At 66.4% G+C, this 19,110-nt stretch carries 20 protein-coding genes and 1 tRNA gene; 11 read left to right on the plus strand and 10 right to left on the minus strand.

Going from position 1 to position 19,110, the window contains the following annotated elements; translation table 11 throughout:
• Nucleotides 1-37 precede the first annotated feature (37 nt).
• The gene (gene efp / locus FVF75_RS11385) at nucleotides 38-601 is read right to left on the minus strand and encodes an elongation factor P (protein ID WP_148378101.1); all 564 of its coding nucleotides are present in this window, start codon (nucleotides 599-601) and stop codon (nucleotides 38-40) included.
• A gap of 218 nt (nucleotides 602-819) precedes the next feature.
• Between efp and FVF75_RS11390 the strand changes: the two genes are divergently transcribed.
• Nucleotides 820-1,140 (plus strand): DUF6280 family protein, encoded by a 321-nt coding sequence (locus FVF75_RS11390; protein ID WP_148378102.1) that lies wholly within the window; start codon nucleotides 820-822, stop codon nucleotides 1,138-1,140.
• A 128-nt stretch (nucleotides 1,141-1,268) separates the two neighbouring features.
• Nucleotides 1,269-2,717 carry a cobyric acid synthase gene (locus tag FVF75_RS11395; RefSeq protein ID WP_148378103.1) on the plus strand — a complete coding sequence of 483 codons (1,449 nt, stop codon included), beginning with the start codon at nucleotides 1,269-1,271 and terminating at the stop codon, nucleotides 2,715-2,717.
• Nucleotides 2,718-2,725: 8 nt separating this feature from the next.
• On the opposite strand, the gene FVF75_RS11400 is transcribed toward FVF75_RS11395, so the two are convergent.
• The 3 genes from FVF75_RS11400 to FVF75_RS11410 all read right to left on the minus strand — a co-directional run bounded on the left by FVF75_RS11400 (nucleotide 2,726) and on the right by FVF75_RS11410 (nucleotide 5,975).
• Entirely contained in the window at nucleotides 2,726-3,697 is a 972-nt protein-coding gene (locus tag FVF75_RS11400; protein ID WP_148378104.1) for a hypothetical protein, read from the minus strand.
• 101 nt (nucleotides 3,698-3,798) lie between these two features.
• Nucleotides 3,799-5,202: a TolC family outer membrane protein gene (locus FVF75_RS11405; RefSeq protein ID WP_148378105.1), complete on the minus strand. Its 1,404-nt coding sequence runs from the start codon at nucleotides 5,200-5,202 to the stop codon at nucleotides 3,799-3,801.
• Nucleotides 5,203-5,321: 119 nt separating this feature from the next.
• The gene (locus FVF75_RS11410; protein WP_148378106.1) at nucleotides 5,322-5,975 is read right to left on the minus strand and encodes a protein-L-isoaspartate O-methyltransferase family protein; all 654 of its coding nucleotides are present in this window, start codon (nucleotides 5,973-5,975) and stop codon (nucleotides 5,322-5,324) included.
• A 175-nt stretch (nucleotides 5,976-6,150) separates the two neighbouring features.
• Between FVF75_RS11410 and FVF75_RS11415 the strand changes: the two genes are divergently transcribed.
• A tRNA-Cys gene (locus tag FVF75_RS11415) sits at nucleotides 6,151-6,224 on the plus strand.
• A gap of 131 nt (nucleotides 6,225-6,355) precedes the next feature.
• Here FVF75_RS11415 and FVF75_RS11420 read toward each other — a convergent pair.
• Nucleotides 6,356-6,838, minus strand: coding sequence for an RrF2 family transcriptional regulator (locus FVF75_RS11420; protein ID WP_148378107.1), 483 nt, complete (start codon nucleotides 6,836-6,838; stop codon nucleotides 6,356-6,358).
• A gap of 183 nt (nucleotides 6,839-7,021) precedes the next feature.
• The gene (locus tag FVF75_RS11425; protein WP_148378108.1) at nucleotides 7,022-7,279 is read right to left on the minus strand and encodes a DUF2249 domain-containing protein; all 258 of its coding nucleotides are present in this window, start codon (nucleotides 7,277-7,279) and stop codon (nucleotides 7,022-7,024) included.
• Nucleotides 7,280-7,434: 155 nt separating this feature from the next.
• Between FVF75_RS11425 and FVF75_RS11430 the strand changes: the two genes are divergently transcribed.
• From FVF75_RS11430 to ehuA, 8 genes are all read left to right on the plus strand, one after another.
• Complete coding sequence (locus FVF75_RS11430) at nucleotides 7,435-7,884, plus strand: RrF2 family transcriptional regulator (RefSeq protein WP_148378109.1); 450 nt, start codon at nucleotides 7,435-7,437, stop codon at nucleotides 7,882-7,884.
• The gene (locus tag FVF75_RS17865; RefSeq protein ID WP_148378110.1) at nucleotides 7,881-9,050 is read left to right on the plus strand and encodes a P-loop NTPase; all 1,170 of its coding nucleotides are present in this window, start codon (nucleotides 7,881-7,883) and stop codon (nucleotides 9,048-9,050) included. Before FVF75_RS11430 ends, FVF75_RS17865 begins: the two co-directional genes overlap by 4 nt.
• A complete protein-coding gene (locus FVF75_RS11440) occupies nucleotides 9,043-10,059 on the plus strand; it encodes a NifU family protein (protein ID WP_148378111.1) in 1,017 nt (338 codons plus the stop codon). Before FVF75_RS17865 ends, FVF75_RS11440 begins: the two co-directional genes overlap by 8 nt.
• Before the next feature lie 368 nt (nucleotides 10,060-10,427).
• Nucleotides 10,428-12,092: a cytochrome c oxidase subunit I gene (gene ctaD, locus FVF75_RS11445; protein WP_148378112.1), complete on the plus strand. Its 1,665-nt coding sequence runs from the start codon at nucleotides 10,428-10,430 to the stop codon at nucleotides 12,090-12,092.
• A gap of 174 nt (nucleotides 12,093-12,266) precedes the next feature.
• Entirely contained in the window at nucleotides 12,267-13,148 is an 882-nt protein-coding gene (ehuB, locus tag FVF75_RS11450) for an ectoine/hydroxyectoine ABC transporter substrate-binding protein EhuB (RefSeq protein ID WP_148378113.1), read from the plus strand.
• 114 nt (nucleotides 13,149-13,262) lie between these two features.
• Nucleotides 13,263-13,934: an ectoine/hydroxyectoine ABC transporter permease subunit EhuC gene (gene ehuC, locus FVF75_RS11455; RefSeq protein WP_148378114.1), complete on the plus strand. Its 672-nt coding sequence runs from the start codon at nucleotides 13,263-13,265 to the stop codon at nucleotides 13,932-13,934.
• 4 nt (nucleotides 13,935-13,938) lie between these two features.
• A complete protein-coding gene (gene ehuD, locus FVF75_RS11460; protein WP_148378115.1) occupies nucleotides 13,939-14,631 on the plus strand; it encodes an ectoine/hydroxyectoine ABC transporter permease subunit EhuD in 693 nt (230 codons plus the stop codon).
• Nucleotides 14,628-15,404 (plus strand): ectoine/hydroxyectoine ABC transporter ATP-binding protein EhuA, encoded by a 777-nt coding sequence (gene ehuA / locus FVF75_RS11465; RefSeq protein WP_148378116.1) that lies wholly within the window; start codon nucleotides 14,628-14,630, stop codon nucleotides 15,402-15,404. Before ehuD ends, ehuA begins: the two co-directional genes overlap by 4 nt.
• A 91-nt stretch (nucleotides 15,405-15,495) precedes the next feature.
• Here the strand turns inward: ehuA and FVF75_RS11470 are convergent, their stop codons facing one another.
• From FVF75_RS11470 to FVF75_RS11485, 4 genes are read right to left on the minus strand one after another with little or no spacing between them, the layout of a single operon-like run.
• The gene (locus tag FVF75_RS11470; protein WP_148378117.1) at nucleotides 15,496-16,191 is read right to left on the minus strand and encodes an RraA family protein; all 696 of its coding nucleotides are present in this window, start codon (nucleotides 16,189-16,191) and stop codon (nucleotides 15,496-15,498) included.
• Nucleotides 16,184-16,888 (minus strand): alpha/beta fold hydrolase, encoded by a 705-nt coding sequence (locus FVF75_RS11475; protein WP_148378118.1) that lies wholly within the window; start codon nucleotides 16,886-16,888, stop codon nucleotides 16,184-16,186. The genes FVF75_RS11470 and FVF75_RS11475 overlap by 8 nt, the downstream gene beginning before the upstream one ends.
• Nucleotides 16,885-18,009, minus strand: coding sequence for a cobalamin-independent methionine synthase II family protein (locus FVF75_RS11480; protein ID WP_148378119.1), 1,125 nt, complete (start codon nucleotides 18,007-18,009; stop codon nucleotides 16,885-16,887). The genes FVF75_RS11475 and FVF75_RS11480 overlap by 4 nt, the downstream gene beginning before the upstream one ends.
• A gap of 16 nt (nucleotides 18,010-18,025) precedes the next feature.
• Complete coding sequence (locus FVF75_RS11485; RefSeq protein ID WP_148378120.1) at nucleotides 18,026-18,994, minus strand: cupin domain-containing protein; 969 nt, start codon at nucleotides 18,992-18,994, stop codon at nucleotides 18,026-18,028.
• Nucleotides 18,995-19,110 lie beyond the last annotated feature (116 nt).

Raw genomic sequence — 19,110 nt, forward strand, 5'->3', positions numbered from 1 at the left:
CCTTGCGTGAACTGCATAGCTTTACGCCACGTCACCGTCAGGCGCGTTCGGCGTATTCCATCGTTTCGGTGTTGACCACGATGGCCTCGCCGGGGCCGACGAAGGGCGGCACGGTGATGCGCACGCCGTTGTCCAGAAGCGCCGGCTTGAAGCTGTTGGCGGCGGTCTGGCCCTTCACCACCGGCTCGGTCTCCTCGACGGTGCAGGTCACCTTTTGCGGCAGGGTCGCGTTCAGCGCCTCGGCCTCGTAGAACTCGACCTGGATGGTCATGCCGTCCTGCAGGAACGGCCGACGCTCGCCGAGGATATCGGCGGGCAGTTCGATCTGCTCATAGGTCTCGGTGTCCATGAAAACCAGCATCCCATCGTTTTCATAGAGAAATTGCTGGTCCTTCTGTTCCAGGCGCACCTTCTCGACCTTGTCGGCAGAGCGGAAACGCTCGTTCAGTTTCGTGCCGTTGCGCAGGTTGCGAAGCTCGACCTGGGCGAACGCACCGCCCTTGCCGGGCTTGACGTGATCGACCTTGACGGCCGCCCAGAGGCCGCCGTTGTGTTCCAGCACGTTCCCGGGCCGGATCTCGTTTCCGTTGATTTTTGGCATGTGGCAATTCTGTGGCGAGAGGTTGAAGAAAATCTGGCGGCACCTATATCTTGCCGGTTCGACCCTGGCAAGCAAACCATACCTAGTGCCGACGCGAGACGAGATATGCAGCACGGGCATGGCTGTTATGCGCCTGGGGGCATATCGAATCGGCCGCGAAAGGGCATATTGGCCCCTACGCTCGAAAGCGCAAGAGCAAGAAAAACGAAGGACGCAGAATGTTTGATAATGTTGACGGTACCGCGTTCAACCACGAACAGGGCAATCGCTCGCGCAAACTCTTTGCCGCAGTGGTGCTCGCCGCGTTGGATGACGCGATTGCGGATGACAAGAAATACGGCAACGGCCCCGACCAGATCGCCCGTTGGGCGCGGTCGCGCGATGGCCGCGAGGTTCTGAGCTGTGCCGGGATCGACCCGAACGAGCGCGTCGTCGCCGGGCTGATGACCTTTGTCGAGAAGGGTGTTCGCACCTCGGTCGCGCTGTCGCGCGAAGAAAGCGAACGTCGCCACGCAGCAGAGGCGGCTGAAGCCGCCTGAGCCGTTCAGGTATCCAGTGAAAGGCGCGCCCTGAAACGGGCGCGCCTTTCGCGTGTCTGGCCGCGTGTCGCCGCCCAAGTCGTCCGATCCGTGCTTCCCCTCGGGCCGGTCGCGGGCTAAGGGGGCATATGGCCAAGGCGATCATGATCCAGGGTGCGGGCTCGAACGTGGGCAAGTCGCTCATCGTGGCGGGGATCGCGCGTGCCTGCTTGCGCCGTGGCCTGTCGGTCGCGCCGTTCAAACCGCAGAACATGTCCAACAACGCCGCCGTCACCGTCGACGGGGGAGAGATCGGGCGTGCCCAGGCATTGCAGGCGCGCGCCGCCGGGCGTGATCCGGTGGTGGACATGAACCCGGTGCTGCTGAAACCCGAGACCGACACCGGGGCGCAGGTGATCGTGCAGGGCAAACGCTTTGCCACGCTCAAGGCACGCGACTACGGCCTGCAGAAAGCCAGCCTGATGCCGAAGGTGCTGGAGAGTTTCAGGCGGCTGGCGGCGGAGGTCGACCTGGTCATCGTCGAGGGCGCCGGCAGCCCCGCCGAGATCAACCTGCGCGTCGGCGACATCGCCAACATGGGCTTTGCCGAGGCGGCGGGCGTGCCGGTTGTGCTGGCCGGCGACATCGACCGGGGCGGCGTGATTGCGCAGCTGGTCGGCACCCACGCGGTGCTGCCGGAGGCGGACCGGGCACGCATCAAGGGCTTTCTGGTCAACAAGTTCCGAGGCGATGTGCGGCTGTTCGACGAGGGCATGGACGAGATCGCGCGTCGCACCGGCTGGGCCGGGCTGGGGGTGCTGCCGTGGTTCGGCGACGCCTGGCGCCTGCCCGCCGAAGACGTGATGGACCTGGCCGCGCCGCGCCCCGGCGGCACGCTCAAGGTGGCGGTGCCGCGGCTGGGACGCATCGCGAATTTCGACGACCTCGATCCGCTGGCCGCCGAGCCGGGCGTCACCGTCGAGATCGTCGAGCCGGGCCGCGCCCTGCCCGGCGATGCGGCGCTGGTGCTGATCCCGGGCACCAAGTCGACCATCGCGGACCTCGCGGCGTTTCGCGCCAACGGCTGGGATATCGACCTTATCGCGCATGTGCGGCGCGGCGGGCATGTGCTGGGGCTGTGCGGCGGCTACCAGATGTTGGGGCGCGAGATTGCCGACCCGGACGGGCTGGAAGGCCCGGCGGGGACGGTGCCGGGGCTGGGGCTGCTGGATGTGGCGACGCGGCTTTTGCCCGCCAAGACGCTGGCGCTCACCGATGCGCGGCATCCGGCCAGCGGCGCGCCGGTGTCAGGCTACGAGATCCATCTGGGCCGCACCGAGGGGCCGGATACGGCACGCGCCTGGCTTGAGGTGGAGGGCCGCCCGGAGGGTGCGGCCAGTGCGGACGGGCGAGTGCGCGGCACCTATCTGCACGGGCTGTTCGCCGCGGACGGGTTCCGGCGGGCCTGCCTCGCCGAGTTGGGCGGGGCAGCATCGGGGCTCGACTACCACGACGGGGTCGAACGCACGCTTGACGCGCTGGCCGCGCATGTCGAGGCGCATCTCGATCTGGACGGGCTCTTGGCGCTGGCCGGGTAGCCGCGCGTTCAGTCCATGTCGCGCAGGACCAGCGCGCGGGCAATCTCGCGGCGCACCATGCGGCGCACGTTGTGGGTGATGCGTTCGCCGATCGGACCCTGCAGCTCCTCGCGCACCATCTGGGCGACATAATCGCGCAGGATCGCCTCGTCGATCACCGATTCCTCTTCCAGAACCTCGGCATCGTCGACGTCATCGCCGCCGAAGGCGTGGGCATCGTCCTGGCGGGCGAACACCACGTCTTCCCACGGATCGCCCTCGAAATCGGGGGCATCCGGCGTCTCATCGCGGGGCGCCGCCCGATCATCCACCGGCTTCGCGCCGGTGGCGATTTGGTCCGCCGCCTCTGCCGCCTCGGGTGCGGGGCGGTCCGCCGCATCGTCCGGCGCCGCCTTTTGCACCGGCTCCTCGGCGGGCGCCGCGAAGGCCCGCGCCGCGTGGTGATGGAAAATCGCCTTGTCGGGCATGTCCTCGGCTTCGCTGCCGTCCGGCTCCCACTCATCTGCGGTGTTGTCGACAGCCGCCTCAAGCTCGGCGATTCGACGCTCGAGCGACTGCGCACCTGCTTCGTCCGCGATGGCATCGGCCACCGCGTCTTCGGGTGTCTCGGCGGTCTCGTCCGGCTCTGAGACCGGCGCTTCGGCGGGGTGGTCGTGGATGATGTTGGCGGCGGTCAGACGCTCGGCCAGGATGGCCACCGCCGCATCCATATCCGCATCCAGATCCTCGGCGCTTGCATCGGCTGGCGATGCGTCGGCGGCCGTTGGCCGGGCGGGGTCAGGCGCCGCGTCATCCGCCGCCGACAATTCCTCTGCATCCGGGCTGTTGTCGTCGACCCGGAAGGCGGGGGTCAGCACCAGCCGGTCGCCCTTGTCCGCGTCGGACCGGTCGCGCCGATGCGATCCGGCATTCTCCGACACCAGCCGGCGGATGGAGGACAGCACATCCTCGATCTCAGCATTCGATACCGGTTTTGACATTCGACAGATTCCCGCACTGGACCCGGCCAAACATACCGGGCGCAGCGCCATCACACAACAATTTGGCTAACGGATCGTGAACGAGGACGACCCGGCGCGCGTTATTTGCGGCCCAGCGCCTCGAGGACCGCATCCAGACGCTCACCCTGCGGGCTGACGAGATGCACCGGCGCACCCTGCACAGCGTTGTAATAGGCTTCCGGGTCATAGGTCGCGATGCCAAGCCCGAGATGTTCGGCGGTCAGAAGGCCCATCGACGACAGCAGGGTGTAGACCGCGCGATATTGGTCGGATTCGGCGGAAATCCGCGCCGCCTGGGCGTCGAGCAGATCCTGTTCGAAATTCAGCACCTCGAGCGTGGTGCGCGCGCCCAGCGCCAGTTCCTCACGCGCGCCGCGCAGGGCGACGCGGCTGGCACGGATCTGGCGGTCGGTCGCCTCGATCGAGGCCTGCGCGATGGCAAGCTGCGCCCAGGCGTTGGCCACCGCCTGTTCGACGCCCTGCACCGCGATGTGCAGACCGGCCTTGGCAGCCTCGGCCTGGGCCATCGACTGTCGATACAGCGCCGAGAGCTTGCCGCCCTGATAGATCGGCCCGGTGATGGAGACACCGACAGTTGCGCGGGACGAGTCGGACGGCGTAGGCGGTCCGGCCGAGCTCAGCGACCTCGTCAATCCGGCATCCGCCGACACGGTCGGCAGCATCGAGGTCTTGGAAATCGCGACGGCAAGTTCGGCCACGGTGACCGCGCGTTTTGCCGACAGCACATCGGGGTGGCGGGCGCGGGCCAGCGCCTTGGCCTCGTCCAGCGTTTTCGCGGTCATCGGCACCCGCGGCGGCACCTGCAGCCCGTTGGGGTAATGACCGATCGCGGCCTTGTATTCCTCGCGCGCCACCATCAACTGTCCGCGCGCCGCCGCCTCGGCGCTTTTCGCCGCGGCCAGGCGGGCCTCGGCCAGCGACACGTCGGTCATGGTGATCTCGCCGACATCGAACCGGTCGCGCGCCGCACGCAGTTCCTCGGTGATGAGGCGCACGTTGTTTTCCTGCAGAAGCGCGGTCTCATGCGCCGAGCGGACGCTGAGAAACGCGGACACGGCGCGCATCAGCACCTGCTGCTCGACCCCCATCAGCATGTCGCGGGTCATCATCACGTTTTCCCGTGCCAGTTCGATCCGCTTGTCGGTGCGACCGAAATCGTAGATCGTGAAGCTGGCCGACAGCGTCGCGCTGGCGTTTGTCACGGTGGTCACGGTACCGCCGATCTCGGTCGCGGTCCAGCCGGCGTTGAGCGCATAGTTGATCACCGGGCGCAGGCCGGCGACGGCAACCGCCACATCCTCGTCCTTGACCCTGAGAAGCGCGCGTTGCTGATCGAGCAGCCCCGACGTGCGATAGGCCGACACCAGCGCATCCGACAGGCTTTCGGCCAGGGACGTCACCGGCGTCACGATCAGAGCCGACGCCAATGCGATTGCCGCGAACCGAAGCTTTTTCACCTGCATGTCACCCGTTCCTGTTGCGCACCGGAAAGCCCGGCCTCGAAGTAAAGTGTCGCGAACCGCCGATCCGGTTCAGAATAAACTCGCGCGGCACCGGACGGATTTCACCCGAAACCGCGATGTCAGAGCGTGAAGCCCCGCTCCACCGCGAAGCCCGGCAGCACCGGCGCCGACGCGTCGAAGGCAAAGCGCCAGTCGACACTGCCGTCGAACTTGTAGCCGATCCGCGCCCGGCCGATATTGCCCTCGGCGAAGATCGCGGCGATGCGCCCGCCATCCCTAAGCTGATCGGTCAGCGCCGCCGGCACCGTTTCCACCGCGCCTTCGATCACGATCACATCATAGGGCCCATGCTTGGCATTACCAGCCGTCAGTGGCCCGGTCAGCACCGCCACGTTGTCCGCCCCGGCCTCGGCGAGTCGCGCTTCGGCCGCCGCGGCCAGCGCCTCGTCTTCCTCGAGCGCCACGACGAAATCCGCAAGCCGCGCGATCACCGCTGAAGAATAGCCCAGCCCGCAGGCCAGATCGAGCACCACCTCGTCGGGCTGGATGTCGAGCGCGTCGAGCATCTTGGCCAGGGTGCGCGGCGGCAACACCACCCTCCCCCCGCCCAGATCGACCGGCGCGTCGGAATAGGCCGCCTCGCGTCGGGCGTCGGGCACGAAATCCTCGCGCGGGATGGCCAGCATGGCCTCGATGATGGGGAATTTGGTGACATCCGACGGGCGCACCTGCGTGTCCACCATCGTCGTCCGTCGCGCCTGAAAATCGCTCATGTCCGGTCCCATCTGTTGCAGGCTCCAAGCGGAGTCGAATTGTCTTGCCACAGAACCGGTGAACCCGCAACACGCGCCAGGCAGATGATCGCGCCTCTGCGGCACAGACGCGACAGGTTGCCCGCCCGACCCTCTTGCGCCGGCGCCGCCGGTCGGCTACATCCGCACTGGCTTCGGCGAGTTGGCGGAGTGGTTACGCAGCGGATTGCAAATCCGTGCACACCGGTTCGATTCCGGTACTCGCCTCCAAGCCTTTTCCCTTGATCATTTCCCGATCGCCCGGCGGCGCAAACGCGCGCGCATCCGGATGGCGGCTGTCCGGGTTTCAGGTCATCTCGCATCGATCACGTTGCGCGTGGTCCAAGCTCCGGACGGGCGCCCTACCCGGCCGCGGCGCGGGCGGCGCAGGGGAAGGCCTCGTCGTCGTCTGCCGCCAGGGCGAACACGGATTCCAGCTTGATGTTGCCCTTGACCAGATCCTCGAGCGTCACAAGGTCCATTTCGCGGTAGAAGGCGGACAAGGCACGGCTGATGGCGTCGCGCAGGCGGCAAGCCGCAAGCAGCGGGCAGGTGTTGGTTTCCTCGACGTGGCACTCGGTAAAGGGCACGTCGGCCTCGAACAGGCGAAACACCTCGCCGATATTGACCGCGCGGGCCGGGCGGGCAAGGCGCACGCCGCCCATGCGCCCCCGGATCGCGTGCACGAAACCGTTGACATGCAGCGCGTTCACCACCTGCGCCAGGTGGTTGGCAGAGGCATTGCAGGCTTCGGCGATCTGGGCCGAGCGGATGGTCTGGCCGTCATGGACCGCGCAATACATCAGGGCGCGAATCGCGATGTTGGTCCGGGTTGTGAGGCGCACGTTTCGGCCTTTCTCCTGCATCTGTCCGACAAGAAAAACACTCCGAACGCGGCTTGCATATGATCCAGATCAGTTTGGCGGGCCGGACTGGGCAGGAAAAACGCGCACCAGAGGTTCGGATTTAACCGCGCAGCAGCGCCCAACCGGGCCGCACGTTGGCCCGGTTGGGCGAGCATGATCGGCTCAGCCGCGCGATCTGGTGATGGCCACCTGCCAGACGACCGGTCCGTCTTGCAGGAATTCGACGGTGAAGACGTCGGGCCATGTCTCTTCGATCCGCCGCAGAAGCGGCAGCGGCGCGTGGTCGTTGATCAGCACGAAGGTGGCACCCGGCGCGAGCGCATCCAGCGCCGCAAAGACGGTGGCGTGGCGTTCGGGCGGGATCATCGGGCGCAGATCGACGATGACGGGGTCGGCGGTGTCGGGCTTGGTGGCGGGCATGATGCGTTCCTCTGGATGACGATGCGGGGAAGGTCTTGCCTGAAAGACATATTGTCAATGTGTTTTTTAGCACCTATGTAGGCGGGAACCCGCGAGGCCTTGATGACCGACAATCCGCATTCCCTTTCGACGCCGCTTCGCCCCGGAGACCAGCCATGCGGCTGACGATGATGTCCGACTACGCGCTGCGCGTGCTGCTGTTTGCCGGCGCGCACCCGGAACGGCTGGTGACCATCGACGAGACGCAGGAAACCTACGCGATCTCGCGCGGCCACCTGATGAAGATCGTCGGCGTGCTGGCCAGCGCCGGCATCCTGCGCTCGCAGCGCGGGCGCGCCGGGGGCTTCACGCTGGGCCGGGCGCCCGAGGACATCCGCCTGGGCGACGTCCTGCGCCTGACCGAGCCGGATTTCGATATGGTCGAGTGCCTCACCCCTAGCAATGCCTGCGCCATCACGGCGCGCTGCGCCCTGCCCGCCATCGTGTCCGAGGCGCTGGACGCCTTCATGGCGGTGATGGACCGCCACACCCTCGCCGATCTTCTTCTGCACCCGCAGGATTTCGGTACACTCACCACGGCAAGTCAGGAAAGGCCCCTGCAATGACCACAGATGCCACCACCGGCAACGCACCCCGCATGATCGCGATCAGCAGCGGCAAGGGCGGCGTCGGCAAGTCCACCGTCACCGTCAACCTCGCCGTCGCCCTGGCCCGCGCCGGGCTGCGGGTCGGCATCGTCGATGCCGATATCTACGGCCCCTCGATCCCCGGAATGCTGGGCATTCCCGGCAATTCGCCTCCGGCGATGGGGCCCGACAACCGGGTCGTTCCGCCCGAGGCGCACGGGATCAAGGTGATCTCGATGGGGATGCTGACCGCCGATGACCAGCCCTCGGTCATGCGCGGCCCGATGGTCACGAAATACCTGCGCATGTTCGTCGCACAGGTCGCCTGGGGCGAACTCGATGTGCTGTTGCTCGACCTGCCGCCGGGCACGGGGGACATCCAGTTGACGCTGGCGCAGTCGTTCCCGCTGTCCGGCGCGGTGGTGGTCAGCACGCCGCAGGATGTCAGCCTCAAGATCGCGCGGCGCGGTCTCAGGATGATGGAGCAGGTCAAGGTTCCGATCATCGGCGTGATCGAGAACATGAGCGGCTTCACCTGCCCCTCCTGCGGCGAGGTCAGCCACATCTTTCATCAGGGCGGCGGCGAGGCGATCGCGGCGGAACTGGGCGTGCCGTTCCTGGGCCGCGTGCCGCTCGACCCCGCCATCGTCGACAGCGGCGACGACGGCGTGCCGCTGGTCATCGCCCACCCCGAAACCCCGGCGGCACAGGCCTATGTGCAGATCGCCGCGGCGCTGGCTGGTAGCGAGGCCGAGACCGGCGGCGTGGCGCTGCCCTTCGACTGGAATGTCGCGACCGGCGTCGGCAAGCCCGCGCCGGTCCCCGCCGATGGCAGCGCGCAGGACCTGCCCCGCGCGCTCGATTTCGACGCCGCCGGGCTGCGTCTGGAATGGCCCGATGGTGAGGGGCGCACCATTCCGGCGCGCGATCTGCGTATCGCCTGCCCCTGTGCGGCCTGCCGCGACGAGATGACCGGCGAGCGGTTGCTCGACCCCTTGGCGGTCGCGCTGTCCGTGACGCCCACGCGGATCTGGAGCGTCGGCAACTACGCCATCGGCATCAATTTCAGCGACGGACACGCCAGCGGCATCTATACCTTCAAGTCGCTGCGCCGGATGCAGGGGGCCGAAACCGAAGATGTCTGATCCGGCCACCAACCTTCGCATCCGCGCCCAGCCGTCGCCGCGCGACCCAGACGCCATGCGTTTCCTGCTCGATGCCCCGGTCCAGCAGGGCGCGGGCCCGGCCTCCTTCGACGGCCCCGGCGCGGATGCGCCGCTGGCACGCGCCCTGTTCGCCGTCGACGGCGTGCGGCGCGTCGAGGCGACGGGCGAGAGCATCCATGTGCGCAAGTCACCCGATGCGCAGTGGCAGGACATGAAATCGCCCATCGCCGCCGCCATCCGAGCCACGCTTGCCAGCACCGGATCGCCGCTGGGCACGGTAAAGGACGCGACCGTCGGGGATGGGGATGCCGGGATTCTGGTGGCGGTGCGCGACCTGCTCGAGCAGCGCATCAACCCGTCCATCGCCAGCCATGGGGGACATATCGACGCCGAAGACGTGGTCGACGGCGTGGTCTACCTGCGCATGTCCGGCGGTTGCCAGGGATGTGCGGCGTCGCAACTGACCCTGCGCGGCGGCGTGGAACGGACCCTGCGCGCCGCCCTGCCCGATCTGAAAGGCATCGTTGACGTGACCGACCACCAGGCCGGTGCCAAACCGTTTTACGCGGGCGCGCCCGCGACCGGTGCGCCGCTGGCCTCGCCCGTCGCCGCCCCGGCCAAGGCATCGCCTGACCCTGCCCCGCCGCTCGCCACCCGGATACGCGAACACCTCGAAACCCTGCCACCGTCCTCGCCCATCATCACCTACGGTGCGCTGGCCCGGGCACTTGGCCTCTGGCGCCCCGGCTCGGTTCGCCGGATCACCCGTGCGCTGGAGGATACCATGCGCGAGGATGCGCATGCGGACCGCCCGTTCATCGCGGCCCGCGCCGTCAGCCGCGCGAAAGATGGTCTTCCGGCCAAGGGCTTCTTCGACCTCGCCCGCGAGCTTGCGCGCGGGCCCGGCAAAGACGACACCGAACGCGCCTTTCATAGCCGCGAGCTCGAACGGTTGAACAGCATGGGATATGAACGCGCCGGCCCGTGATCTCGGGACACGAAAGGCCGGGGTTCGCGTCGCCCGCCGCGGCCGCGCGGGACCGCAACAGCGATGGGCCGGAATGCCAGCGCTTGAACAGGTATTGACAATACCCATTCATTGCGCGCCATAATATACATCACAGACTCGATTTATCGTCATGCGCCGGGCATGACCGAATACCCGGGATCACTGTTCGGCGCCCCAGCGGAGTGCGCCATGTCCCCTGCCCCCGACCAGTTGTGCTGCGCCCCGACTGCCACGGCACGAGCGCGGCTTGACGCGGACAGGCTGCGCGCCCGCCAAACCTCCGACCCTGCGCTTGTGCGCCCAAGAACTGCCGCACCTGCCCGAGCCGGACAGCAGGAGGCCGCGACATGAGCCAGGCAACCCCCATCGAGACCGAGCCGCACCGCGGATTCTTCAACCGCTGGTTCATGTCCACCAACCACAAGGACATCGGAACGCTCTATCTGCTCACCGCTGCCGCCATCGGGCTGATCGCGGCGACGCTGTCGGTGTTCATGCGGCTCGAACTGATGGAGCCGGGGGTGCAATACCTTTGTGCCGAGGGGATGCGGCTGTGGCCGTCCTCAGCCGAATGCACGCCGGACGGGCATTTGTGGAACATCCTCGTCACCTATCACGGCAACCTGATGATGTTCTTCGTCGTGATCCCGGCCCTGTTCGGGGGGTTCGGCAACTACTTCATGCCGGTGATGATCGGCGCGCCGGACATGGCGTTTCCGCGTCTGAACAACCTCAGCTACTGGCTGTTCGTCACCGGCGCGGCCCTTGCCATCACCTCGTTCTTCGCGCCGGGCGGTGACGGAAGCCACGGCGCCGGGGTCGGATGGACGCTTTATGCGCCGCTCTCGGTCAGGGATGCGGGCATGTCGATGGACCTGATCATCTTCGCGGTGCACGTCTCTGGCGCCTCGTCGATCCTCGGTGCGATCAACATGATCACCACGTTCCTCAACATGCGCGCGCCGGGGATGACGCTGTTCAAGGCGCCACTCTTTGCCTGGTCGATCTTCATCACCGCCTGGATGCTGCTCATGGCCATGCCGGTGCTGGCGGGCGGCCTGACCATGCTGCTGACCGACCGCAATTTCGGCACCACCTTTTTTGATCCCTCCGGGGGTGGCGATCCGCTTCTCTACCAGCACCTGTTCTGGTTCTTCGGCCATCCCGAGGTCTATATCGTCGTGCTGCCCGGTTTCGGGATCATCAGCCACGTCGTCGCAACCTTCTCGAAAAAACCGATCTTCGGCTATCTGCCGATGGTCTGGGCACTGATCGCGATCGGCTCACTGGGCTTTGCGGTCTGGGCGCACCACATGTTCACCGCAGGAATGTCGGTCACGCAGTCCGCCTTCTTCCAGCTTGCCTCGGTCACCATCGCGGTGCCGACCGGGATCAAGATCTTTTCGTGGCTGGCAACGATGTGGGGCGGCTCGGTCGAGTTCAAGACGCCGATGCTGTTCGCCATCGGGTTCATCTTCCTGTTCACCATCGGCGGCGTCACCGGCGTGGTGGTGGCGCAGGCAAGCGTCGACCGGCTCTATCACGACACCTATTATGTCGTGGCGCATTTCCACTACGTGATGAGTGTCGGCGCGGTCTTTGCCCTGATCGCGGGGATCTATTACTGGTTCGCAAAGATGACCGGGCGGCAGTATCCGGAATGGGCCGGCAAGCTGCACTTCTGGATGTTCTTCATCGGCGCCAACCTGACCTTCTTCCCGCAGCACTTCCTCGGGCGTCAGGGCATGCCGCGCCGCTACATCGACTACCCCGAAGCCTTCGCGTTCTGGAACCATCTTTCGAGCTGGGGGGCGTTCCTGTCCTTCGCGTCGTTGCTCTTGTTCATCGGGATCGTCGTCTACAGCTTGCTGGCCGGCAAGCGCGAGACGCGGGCGAATTACTGGAACGACAGCGCCGACACGCTGGAATGGACCCTGCCGACGCCCCTGCCCGAGCACACGTTCGAGACCTTGCCGAAGCCCGCCGACTGGGACCACGATCTGGCCAGATGACAGCGTTTTTGCAGGCGATTTGCCTGCGCGCGCGGTCGCCGGCTGGTCCGATTTCCGAGACAAATTTGAATCCCCCAGCGGTCTTTGATAGGTCTGAACGGGTTCGCAGACCGGCCCTGTCTGGCCTGTCGTTGCGCGAACCGAACCGAAACGGACACACGAAGGAGAAAGCAAATGAGCAATCATGGCCTTTGTTCCCGGTTGGCGACCGTAATCGCAGCCGGCCTGACCACCCTTGGTTTTACTGCCAGCGCCGAGGCTGCCACGCTTGAAGAAATCCGCGACAGCGGCACCATCCGCATCGCTGTCGCCAATGAAATTCCCTATGGCTACATGGACCCGTCGGGCGAAGCCAAGGGCGCCGGACCGGATGTGGCGAAATACATCATGGGCGAACTGGGTATCGACAACATCGAGTGGGTCACGACCGAGTTCTCGGGGCTGATCCCGGGGCTTCAGGCCGACCGCTTCGACATGGTCGCGGCTGAAATGGCGGTGCTGCCGCAGCGCTGCGAAAAGGTGATCTTCTCCGAACCCAACACATCCTACGGCGAGGGGCTGCTGGTCGCGGCCGGAAACCCGAAAGACATCCATTCCTTTTCCGATTTCGCGGACAATCCCGACCTGAAGGTCGCGATCATGGCCGGCGCCGACCAGCTCGAGATGCTGCAGGCCCTGGGGGTGAGCGAAGACCAGATGGTCACGCTGTCATCGAACTCGGACGCGATCTCCAGCGTCTCCACCGGGCGTTCGGACGCCTATGCCGCCACCAGCCTGACCGCGGGCAACCTGGCCGCCAAGTCGGACAAGGTCGAGGTCGCCAGCGACTTCGTCGACCCGGTGATCAATGATGAGCCGGTCCGCAGCTGGGGTGCTTTCGTGTTCCCGCAGGGCGCCGAGGATCTGCGCGACGCGGTGAACGAGGTTCTGCTGGCCTACAAGGAAACCGACGAATGGGCCGAGACCCTGATGGGCTATGGTTTCTCGGAGGCCGATGTGAAGGGCTCGCCGCAGCGCACCATGGAAGAGCTTTGCGCCGAATCGACGGCCGAATAAGCTGTTTGCTGTGACGATTGCCCGGGGCAGGCAACGCGCCTGCCCCGGCGTCTGTCAATGCGGGCGGAATGCGACCGTCCCGCCAAGAACAACCAACAAAGGGATGCCCAGTTCATGCATTGGACCGAATACCTAGTCCCTCTGGGACAGGGGGCCTGGGTGACGGTGCAGCTCACCTTCTGGTCGACCATCCTCGGCGGCATTCTTGCCTTCGCCGCCGGGATCGGCAAGCTGTCGGCCTTCTTCGTCTTCCGCTGGCTGTCGGTGGCCTATATCGAGGTGTTTCGCGGCACCTCGCTGCTTGTGCAGCTGTTCTGGCTGTATTTCGCGATGCCGATCCTGGGCGAGACCGTCGGGCTCGACCTGCGCTTCTCGCCGGTGCTGGTCGGCATCCTGGCGCTGGGGCTGAACATCGGTGCCTACGGGGCCGAGGTGGTGCGCGGCGCGATCCAGGCGGTCGCGCGGACGCAATACGAAGCCGCGCGCGCGCTCAACTTCACACCGCGCCAGGTCTTGTTCCGTATCGCCCTGCCGCAGGCGATCCCCGAGATGATGCCGCCGTTCGACAACCTGGCGATCCAGAACCTCAAGGACACCGCGCTGGTCTCGCTGATCACGCTGGGTGACCTCGCCTTCCGGGCCGAGCAGTTGCGCAATTTCACCCAGGACAGCACCGTGATCTACACGCTGGTCCTGTTCATGTATTTCGGCATGGCGCTGGTGCTGACGGCCTTCATGCGCGGGCTGGCCCGCATGACCGGCCGCTGGCGCCCGTCGGGGAGGTGACGCGATGCTGTTCGGCATAGAATGGGACACCTCCGACAACCTGACCTTCGCGATCTCGATCCTGCCGATCCTGCTGCGCGGGTTGGTGGTGACGATCCAGGCGACGATTCTCGGGTTCTTCGTGGCAATGGTGCTGGGGCTGATCCTGGCGGCGCTCAAGGCGGTGCCGTCGCGCGTGGTGTCCTGGCCCGCGCGGATCATCTCGGAGTTCCTGCGCGACACGCCGCTCCTGATCCAGCTTTTCTTTCTCTACTACGTCCTGCCGGAGTTCGGGCTGGTCCTGCCGGCCTTCATGACCGGCGCGCTGGCGCTCGGGCTGCAATACAGCGCCTATCTGTCCGAGGTCTACCGCGCCGGCATCGAGGCGGTGCCCCGCGGCCAGCACGAGGCGGCGCGCGCGCTCGATCTGACCGGGCGCGACACCTTTGCCCGCATCGTGGTGCCGCAGGCCATTCCCCGGATCATTCCGGCGATGGGCAACTACCTGGTTTCGATCATGAAGGACGTGCCGGTGCTGTCGGTGGTGACGGTGCTCGAAATGCTGAGCGTCGCGCGCATCATCGGCGACCGCACCTTCAACTATCTCGTGCCGCTGACCATGGTCGGCGCCATCTACCTGATCCTGACGCTCCTGGCCGCTTACGGCGTGCGCCGGCTGGACCGGGCGTTGCCCAAGACGGGGATACCAATGAAATGACCGATCCGATCATCAAATTCGACTCCGTCGGCAAACGCTTCGGCGCGATCACGGTGCTGGACGATCTCGACTTCGAGGTGGCAAACGGCGAGAAGGTGACCATCATCGGCCCCTCGGGGTCCGGCAAGTCGACGATCCTGCGCATCCTGATGACGCTCGAGACGATCAGCGACGGCGTCGTCTACGTCGCCGGTGAACCGTTGTGGCACGAGCGGCGCGGCGATGCACTGGTCCCGGCCAGCGAGGCCCACCTGCGCGAGATGCGCCGCCATCTCGGCATGGTGTTCCAGTCGTTCAACCTGTTTCCGCACATGTCGGTGCTGCGCAACCTGACCGAGGCACCGGTGCGCGTGCTGGGCCTGTCCAAGTCCGAAGCCCGCGACCGGGCGCGGGAGCTTCTCGACATGGTCGGGCTCGCCGATCAGGCGGAAAAGTTCCCGCACCAGCTGTCCGGCGGCCAGCAACAACGGGTTGCGATCGCCCGGGCGCTGGCGATGCGCCCCCGGATCATGCTGTTCGACGAGCCGACATCGGCGCTTGACCCGGAACTGGTTGGCGAGGTCCAGGCGGTGATCCGGCGCCTGGCCGAGGAACACGACCTGACCATGCTGCTGGTCACCCACGAGATGCGCTTTGCCCGCGAAATCTCGGACCGGGTCTGTTTCATCGACGGTGGCCGCATCCGCGAACAGGGCCCGCCGGAAGAGCTGTTCACCGACCCGAAAGAGGAGCGCACCCGCGACTTTCTTCAGGCGGTTCTGGCGGACAACTGAACCTGCCCGCCTCTGCGCCGCCGCCGCGGCCTCGGACGATACGGCACAGACGACCGCGCATCACGAATTGGCGCGCGGGGCTGCTCGGCGCTCAGGTCCGCGCGGCCTCGAACCTCGCCCAGGCTTCGGCAAAGCTGTCGAAGTCGAAACCGGGCCGCCGGGCCGCCGCCAGCACGATCTGTTCGGTGTCGATCAGCTTGTCTATGGCCGCGCCGATCTCGGCCAGATAATCTGCCGGGATCACCACCGCGCCGTGGCGGTCGGCATGGACCACCTCGCCATCCGCGACGGTCAGCCCGAACACCGTGACCGGCGTCGCGATCTCGCGCACATGCACGAAGCCGTGGCTCGGCCCGACCGAACCGGCGATCACCGGGAACCCATCGGGCAGGTCGCCAAGGTCGCGCATGACCCCGTTGGTGAGCGCGCCGGACAAGCCGAAGCCCTTGTGGATCGTGGTGTTGATCTCGCCCCAATAGGCCCCGATCGCCGCCGCGCCGTCGATATCCTCGATCACCGCCAGCGCCGGTCGCGGGCCGCTGGCCATGTGCCGGTAATAGTCCATCCGCCGCGCCCGGATCACCTCGGGGGCCTCGTCTGGCGGCGCGATGGCCGAGATCTTCGCGGTCCTTGCCACGCCCACGACGGCCCCTGCCCCGGGGTCGGAACACAGCATCGTGCCCCGGGTGAAGCGATCGAAGCCCCGCTTGCCCTCGACCACCTCGATGGCGTTGCAGACGGTCGGGGTGTCGACCTCGCGCAGTTGCGCAATCAGTGCCTCATCCATGCTCTGTCTCCTGTCGCCAGCGCATCAGCGCGGCTGTTGTCTGGTCGGGTTGTTCCAGCGTCGGCAGGTGGCCGGCGCCCTCGATGATGGTCAGGCGGGACCCCGGTATCAGCGCGTGCATCAATTCGTGCCGCGCCACCGGGCAAAGCGCATCGTCGCGACCGCACAGGATCAGCGTCGGCCCGCGCCAGGCCGCCAGCGTTTCGGTCTGATCGGGGCGGTCGCGCAGGGCGACCGACTGGCGGTAGAACACATCCGGCCCCAGGTCCAGCGCCATTTCCATGCACAGCGCCAGGATCTCGTCGCGCCGCGGCCCCTCGGTCAGGTAGTTCGGCTTCATCTCGTCGCGCATCACCTCGGCCAGCCGACCCGCCCGCGCCTTGTCGATCTGCGGACCACGCCGGGCCTTGACGTCGTCGGTTTCCGCCAGCGGATTGGTGTCCATCAGCGCCAGCCCCGCGACGCGCTCCGGCGCCTGCCGGAGCATCTCCATCGCGACGATGCCGCCCATCGACAGCCCGGCCAGCGCCACCCGCGGCGGGGCGTCGGCCCACAGCCCCCTGGCCAGCGCCTCGATGCTGTCCGCGCCGCCCAGATCGGCCACCGAGACCGGGCCAAGCGCCGAGAGGGCCGCGATCTGCGGGCCGAACAGCCGGGCGTCGCACATCATCCCCGGAAGCAGGATCAGCGGCGTCATCGCACCTGCGCCGCGCCTTGAGACAGGGCGGCAAGCTTGGCAAAGGCAATGTCGGGATCGACCGCGCCGAAGCCCGCGAAGGTGCCGAAGCCGCAATCCGATCCCGCGATCACGCGCTCGGCCCCGACGATATCGACAAAGCGCCCGATCCGTTGCGCCACGAGGTCCGGGTGCTCGACGAAATTGGTGGTGGTGTCGACCACGCCGGGCACCAGAACCTTGTGGTCGGGAATATCACTTTTGCGATCCCGAAACACCGTCCACTCGTGCCCATGCCTAGGATTCGACGTCTCGAACAGCACATATCGCGCTTTCGCGCTCATCAGCGTGTCGAACATCCGGGCCATGGGTATGTCGCAGACATGCGGGCCTTCGTAGTTGCCCCAGCAAATATGGATGCGCACCTTGTCCTCGGGCACATCCGCCAGCGCATGGTTCAGCGCCTCGACATGGCTTGCGGCCACCTTGACGAATTCGTCGTCGCTGAGGTCGGTGAACAGCATGTGCCGCGACAGGGCGAGGTCGGGGCAATCCAGTTGCAGATCGAGGCCCGAGGCGACGATGGTCTCGTATTCCGCCTTCATCGCGCCGGCCAGCGCGGCGAGGTAGGCGTCGCGCGTCGGATAGTAATCGTTTTGCAGGAACAGCGAGATCACCCCCGGCGACGCCGCGTTCATGAAGCCGCGTTCGACCCCGTGTTCGGCCATCGCGGCCTTGAGGTTGGCGATGTCCTTTTCCAGCTCCCCCTGCCCCTTCGAGACCACCGGGCCGACGCACATGGGCCGCGCATATTGCGGCGTGCCGCCCTCGTCCGCGATGCGCTTGAGAAAGCCGGGAAACAGCTTGAGGTCGGCGGGCGCGTTGCGCGGGCTGTCGCCATCGAAGCCGGTGTAGCGGTCCTTGACATAGGTGGCATAGCTGATCTTCGAGGTCTCGCCATCCGAGACGATGCCGATCCCCGCCCCCACCTGCTTGCGCACCGTTTCGGACACCGCCGTGCGCATCACGTGATCGAAGGCATCCGCGTCGTAGGGCGTGCCGTGTTCGCGCGCGAAGATGAAATCCACAACCTCCTGGCTGCGGGGCAGAGAGCCCACATGGGTCGTCTGGATGGCGGTCATGCGGGCTCCCCCTGGTTCAGTTGCCGCGCCAGGTGGCGCCGGCGGGATCGTCGGTGGCGACAACGTGATAGAGTGCAGCCTCGCCCGTCATCGACGGCACCGCCGAATGGGCCAGGTTTTCCGGCACGCTCATGGTGTCGCCGGGGGCAAGCGTGGCCGATCCGCCGTCCCACTCGACACGCCAGTGCCCCTTGACCGGCATCAGGACCGAGGGCTTGTCATGGCTGTGCCGCGTCTCGGTGGCGGACTTGCGTGTGATCAGGTCGACCTCGAAGCCGGGCTTGTCGCGGATCACGCCGTTTTCGCCGATCACCTTGGCGGGGGCCTTGTCGGCAATCGCCACGAGGTCGTTGTAACGCCGTACATAGCCGCCGATCACCTGCATTGCGGTGGGCTCGTCCACCTTGGCCAGTTCCTCTTCGCTCAACAGCGGCATGGGGCCGACACCTTCGGGCAGCTTTTCGCCCTTCTTGCTGTCGTAGAGCTTGCCGTTCTCGCCCAGCACCAGACCGTGATCGGCGGCATCCTCGATCACCTGCGGCGCCCAGATCACGCCGCCGCCGGCATCGTCGCCGCCGAGAATGGCCATGATCATCCCGTAGTCGGTGCCGATATTCTCGAACCCCCGGAAGATGTTGGTCGGGATGTTGAAGATGTCGCCTTCTTCGAGGATGACCTCGCCCGCATCGCCCCAACGGCCCCAGAAGAAGCGCCAGCGGCCCTTGAGCACGAAGAACACTTCAGCCGTGCGGTGGTTGTGCAGCGAATTGCGGCACTTCGGCGGCTGCCCGGCCGCGCCAATGTTGAAGCCGTGCGGGATGTCGATGTGGACATGCTGATCGGGGCTTTCGGAGACACCGCCGCCGATGATGGTGAAGTTCTCCTTCTGGTCCGAGCCCGGCGTATGGGCGTCGATGAAGGCGGTCTTGCAGGGGATCAGGTCGCCGTAGCGGACGATGCGGTCTTCGAGATCTGATTTGGTCATGGGTCTATCCGTGAAATGTGGTGTCGTTGAAGCGAAGTCCGGCACACCGCCCCGGCGGGCGCAGGTTCAGCCGCCGCGCGCGACGGCTGGCAAGATAGCCGTGCAGAGGTCCGAGG

Origin of the sequence: Maritimibacter fusiformis, assembly GCF_008086115.1 — a bacterium.
GTDB classification, from domain to species: domain Bacteria; phylum Pseudomonadota; class Alphaproteobacteria; order Rhodobacterales; family Rhodobacteraceae; genus Muriiphilus; species Muriiphilus fusiformis.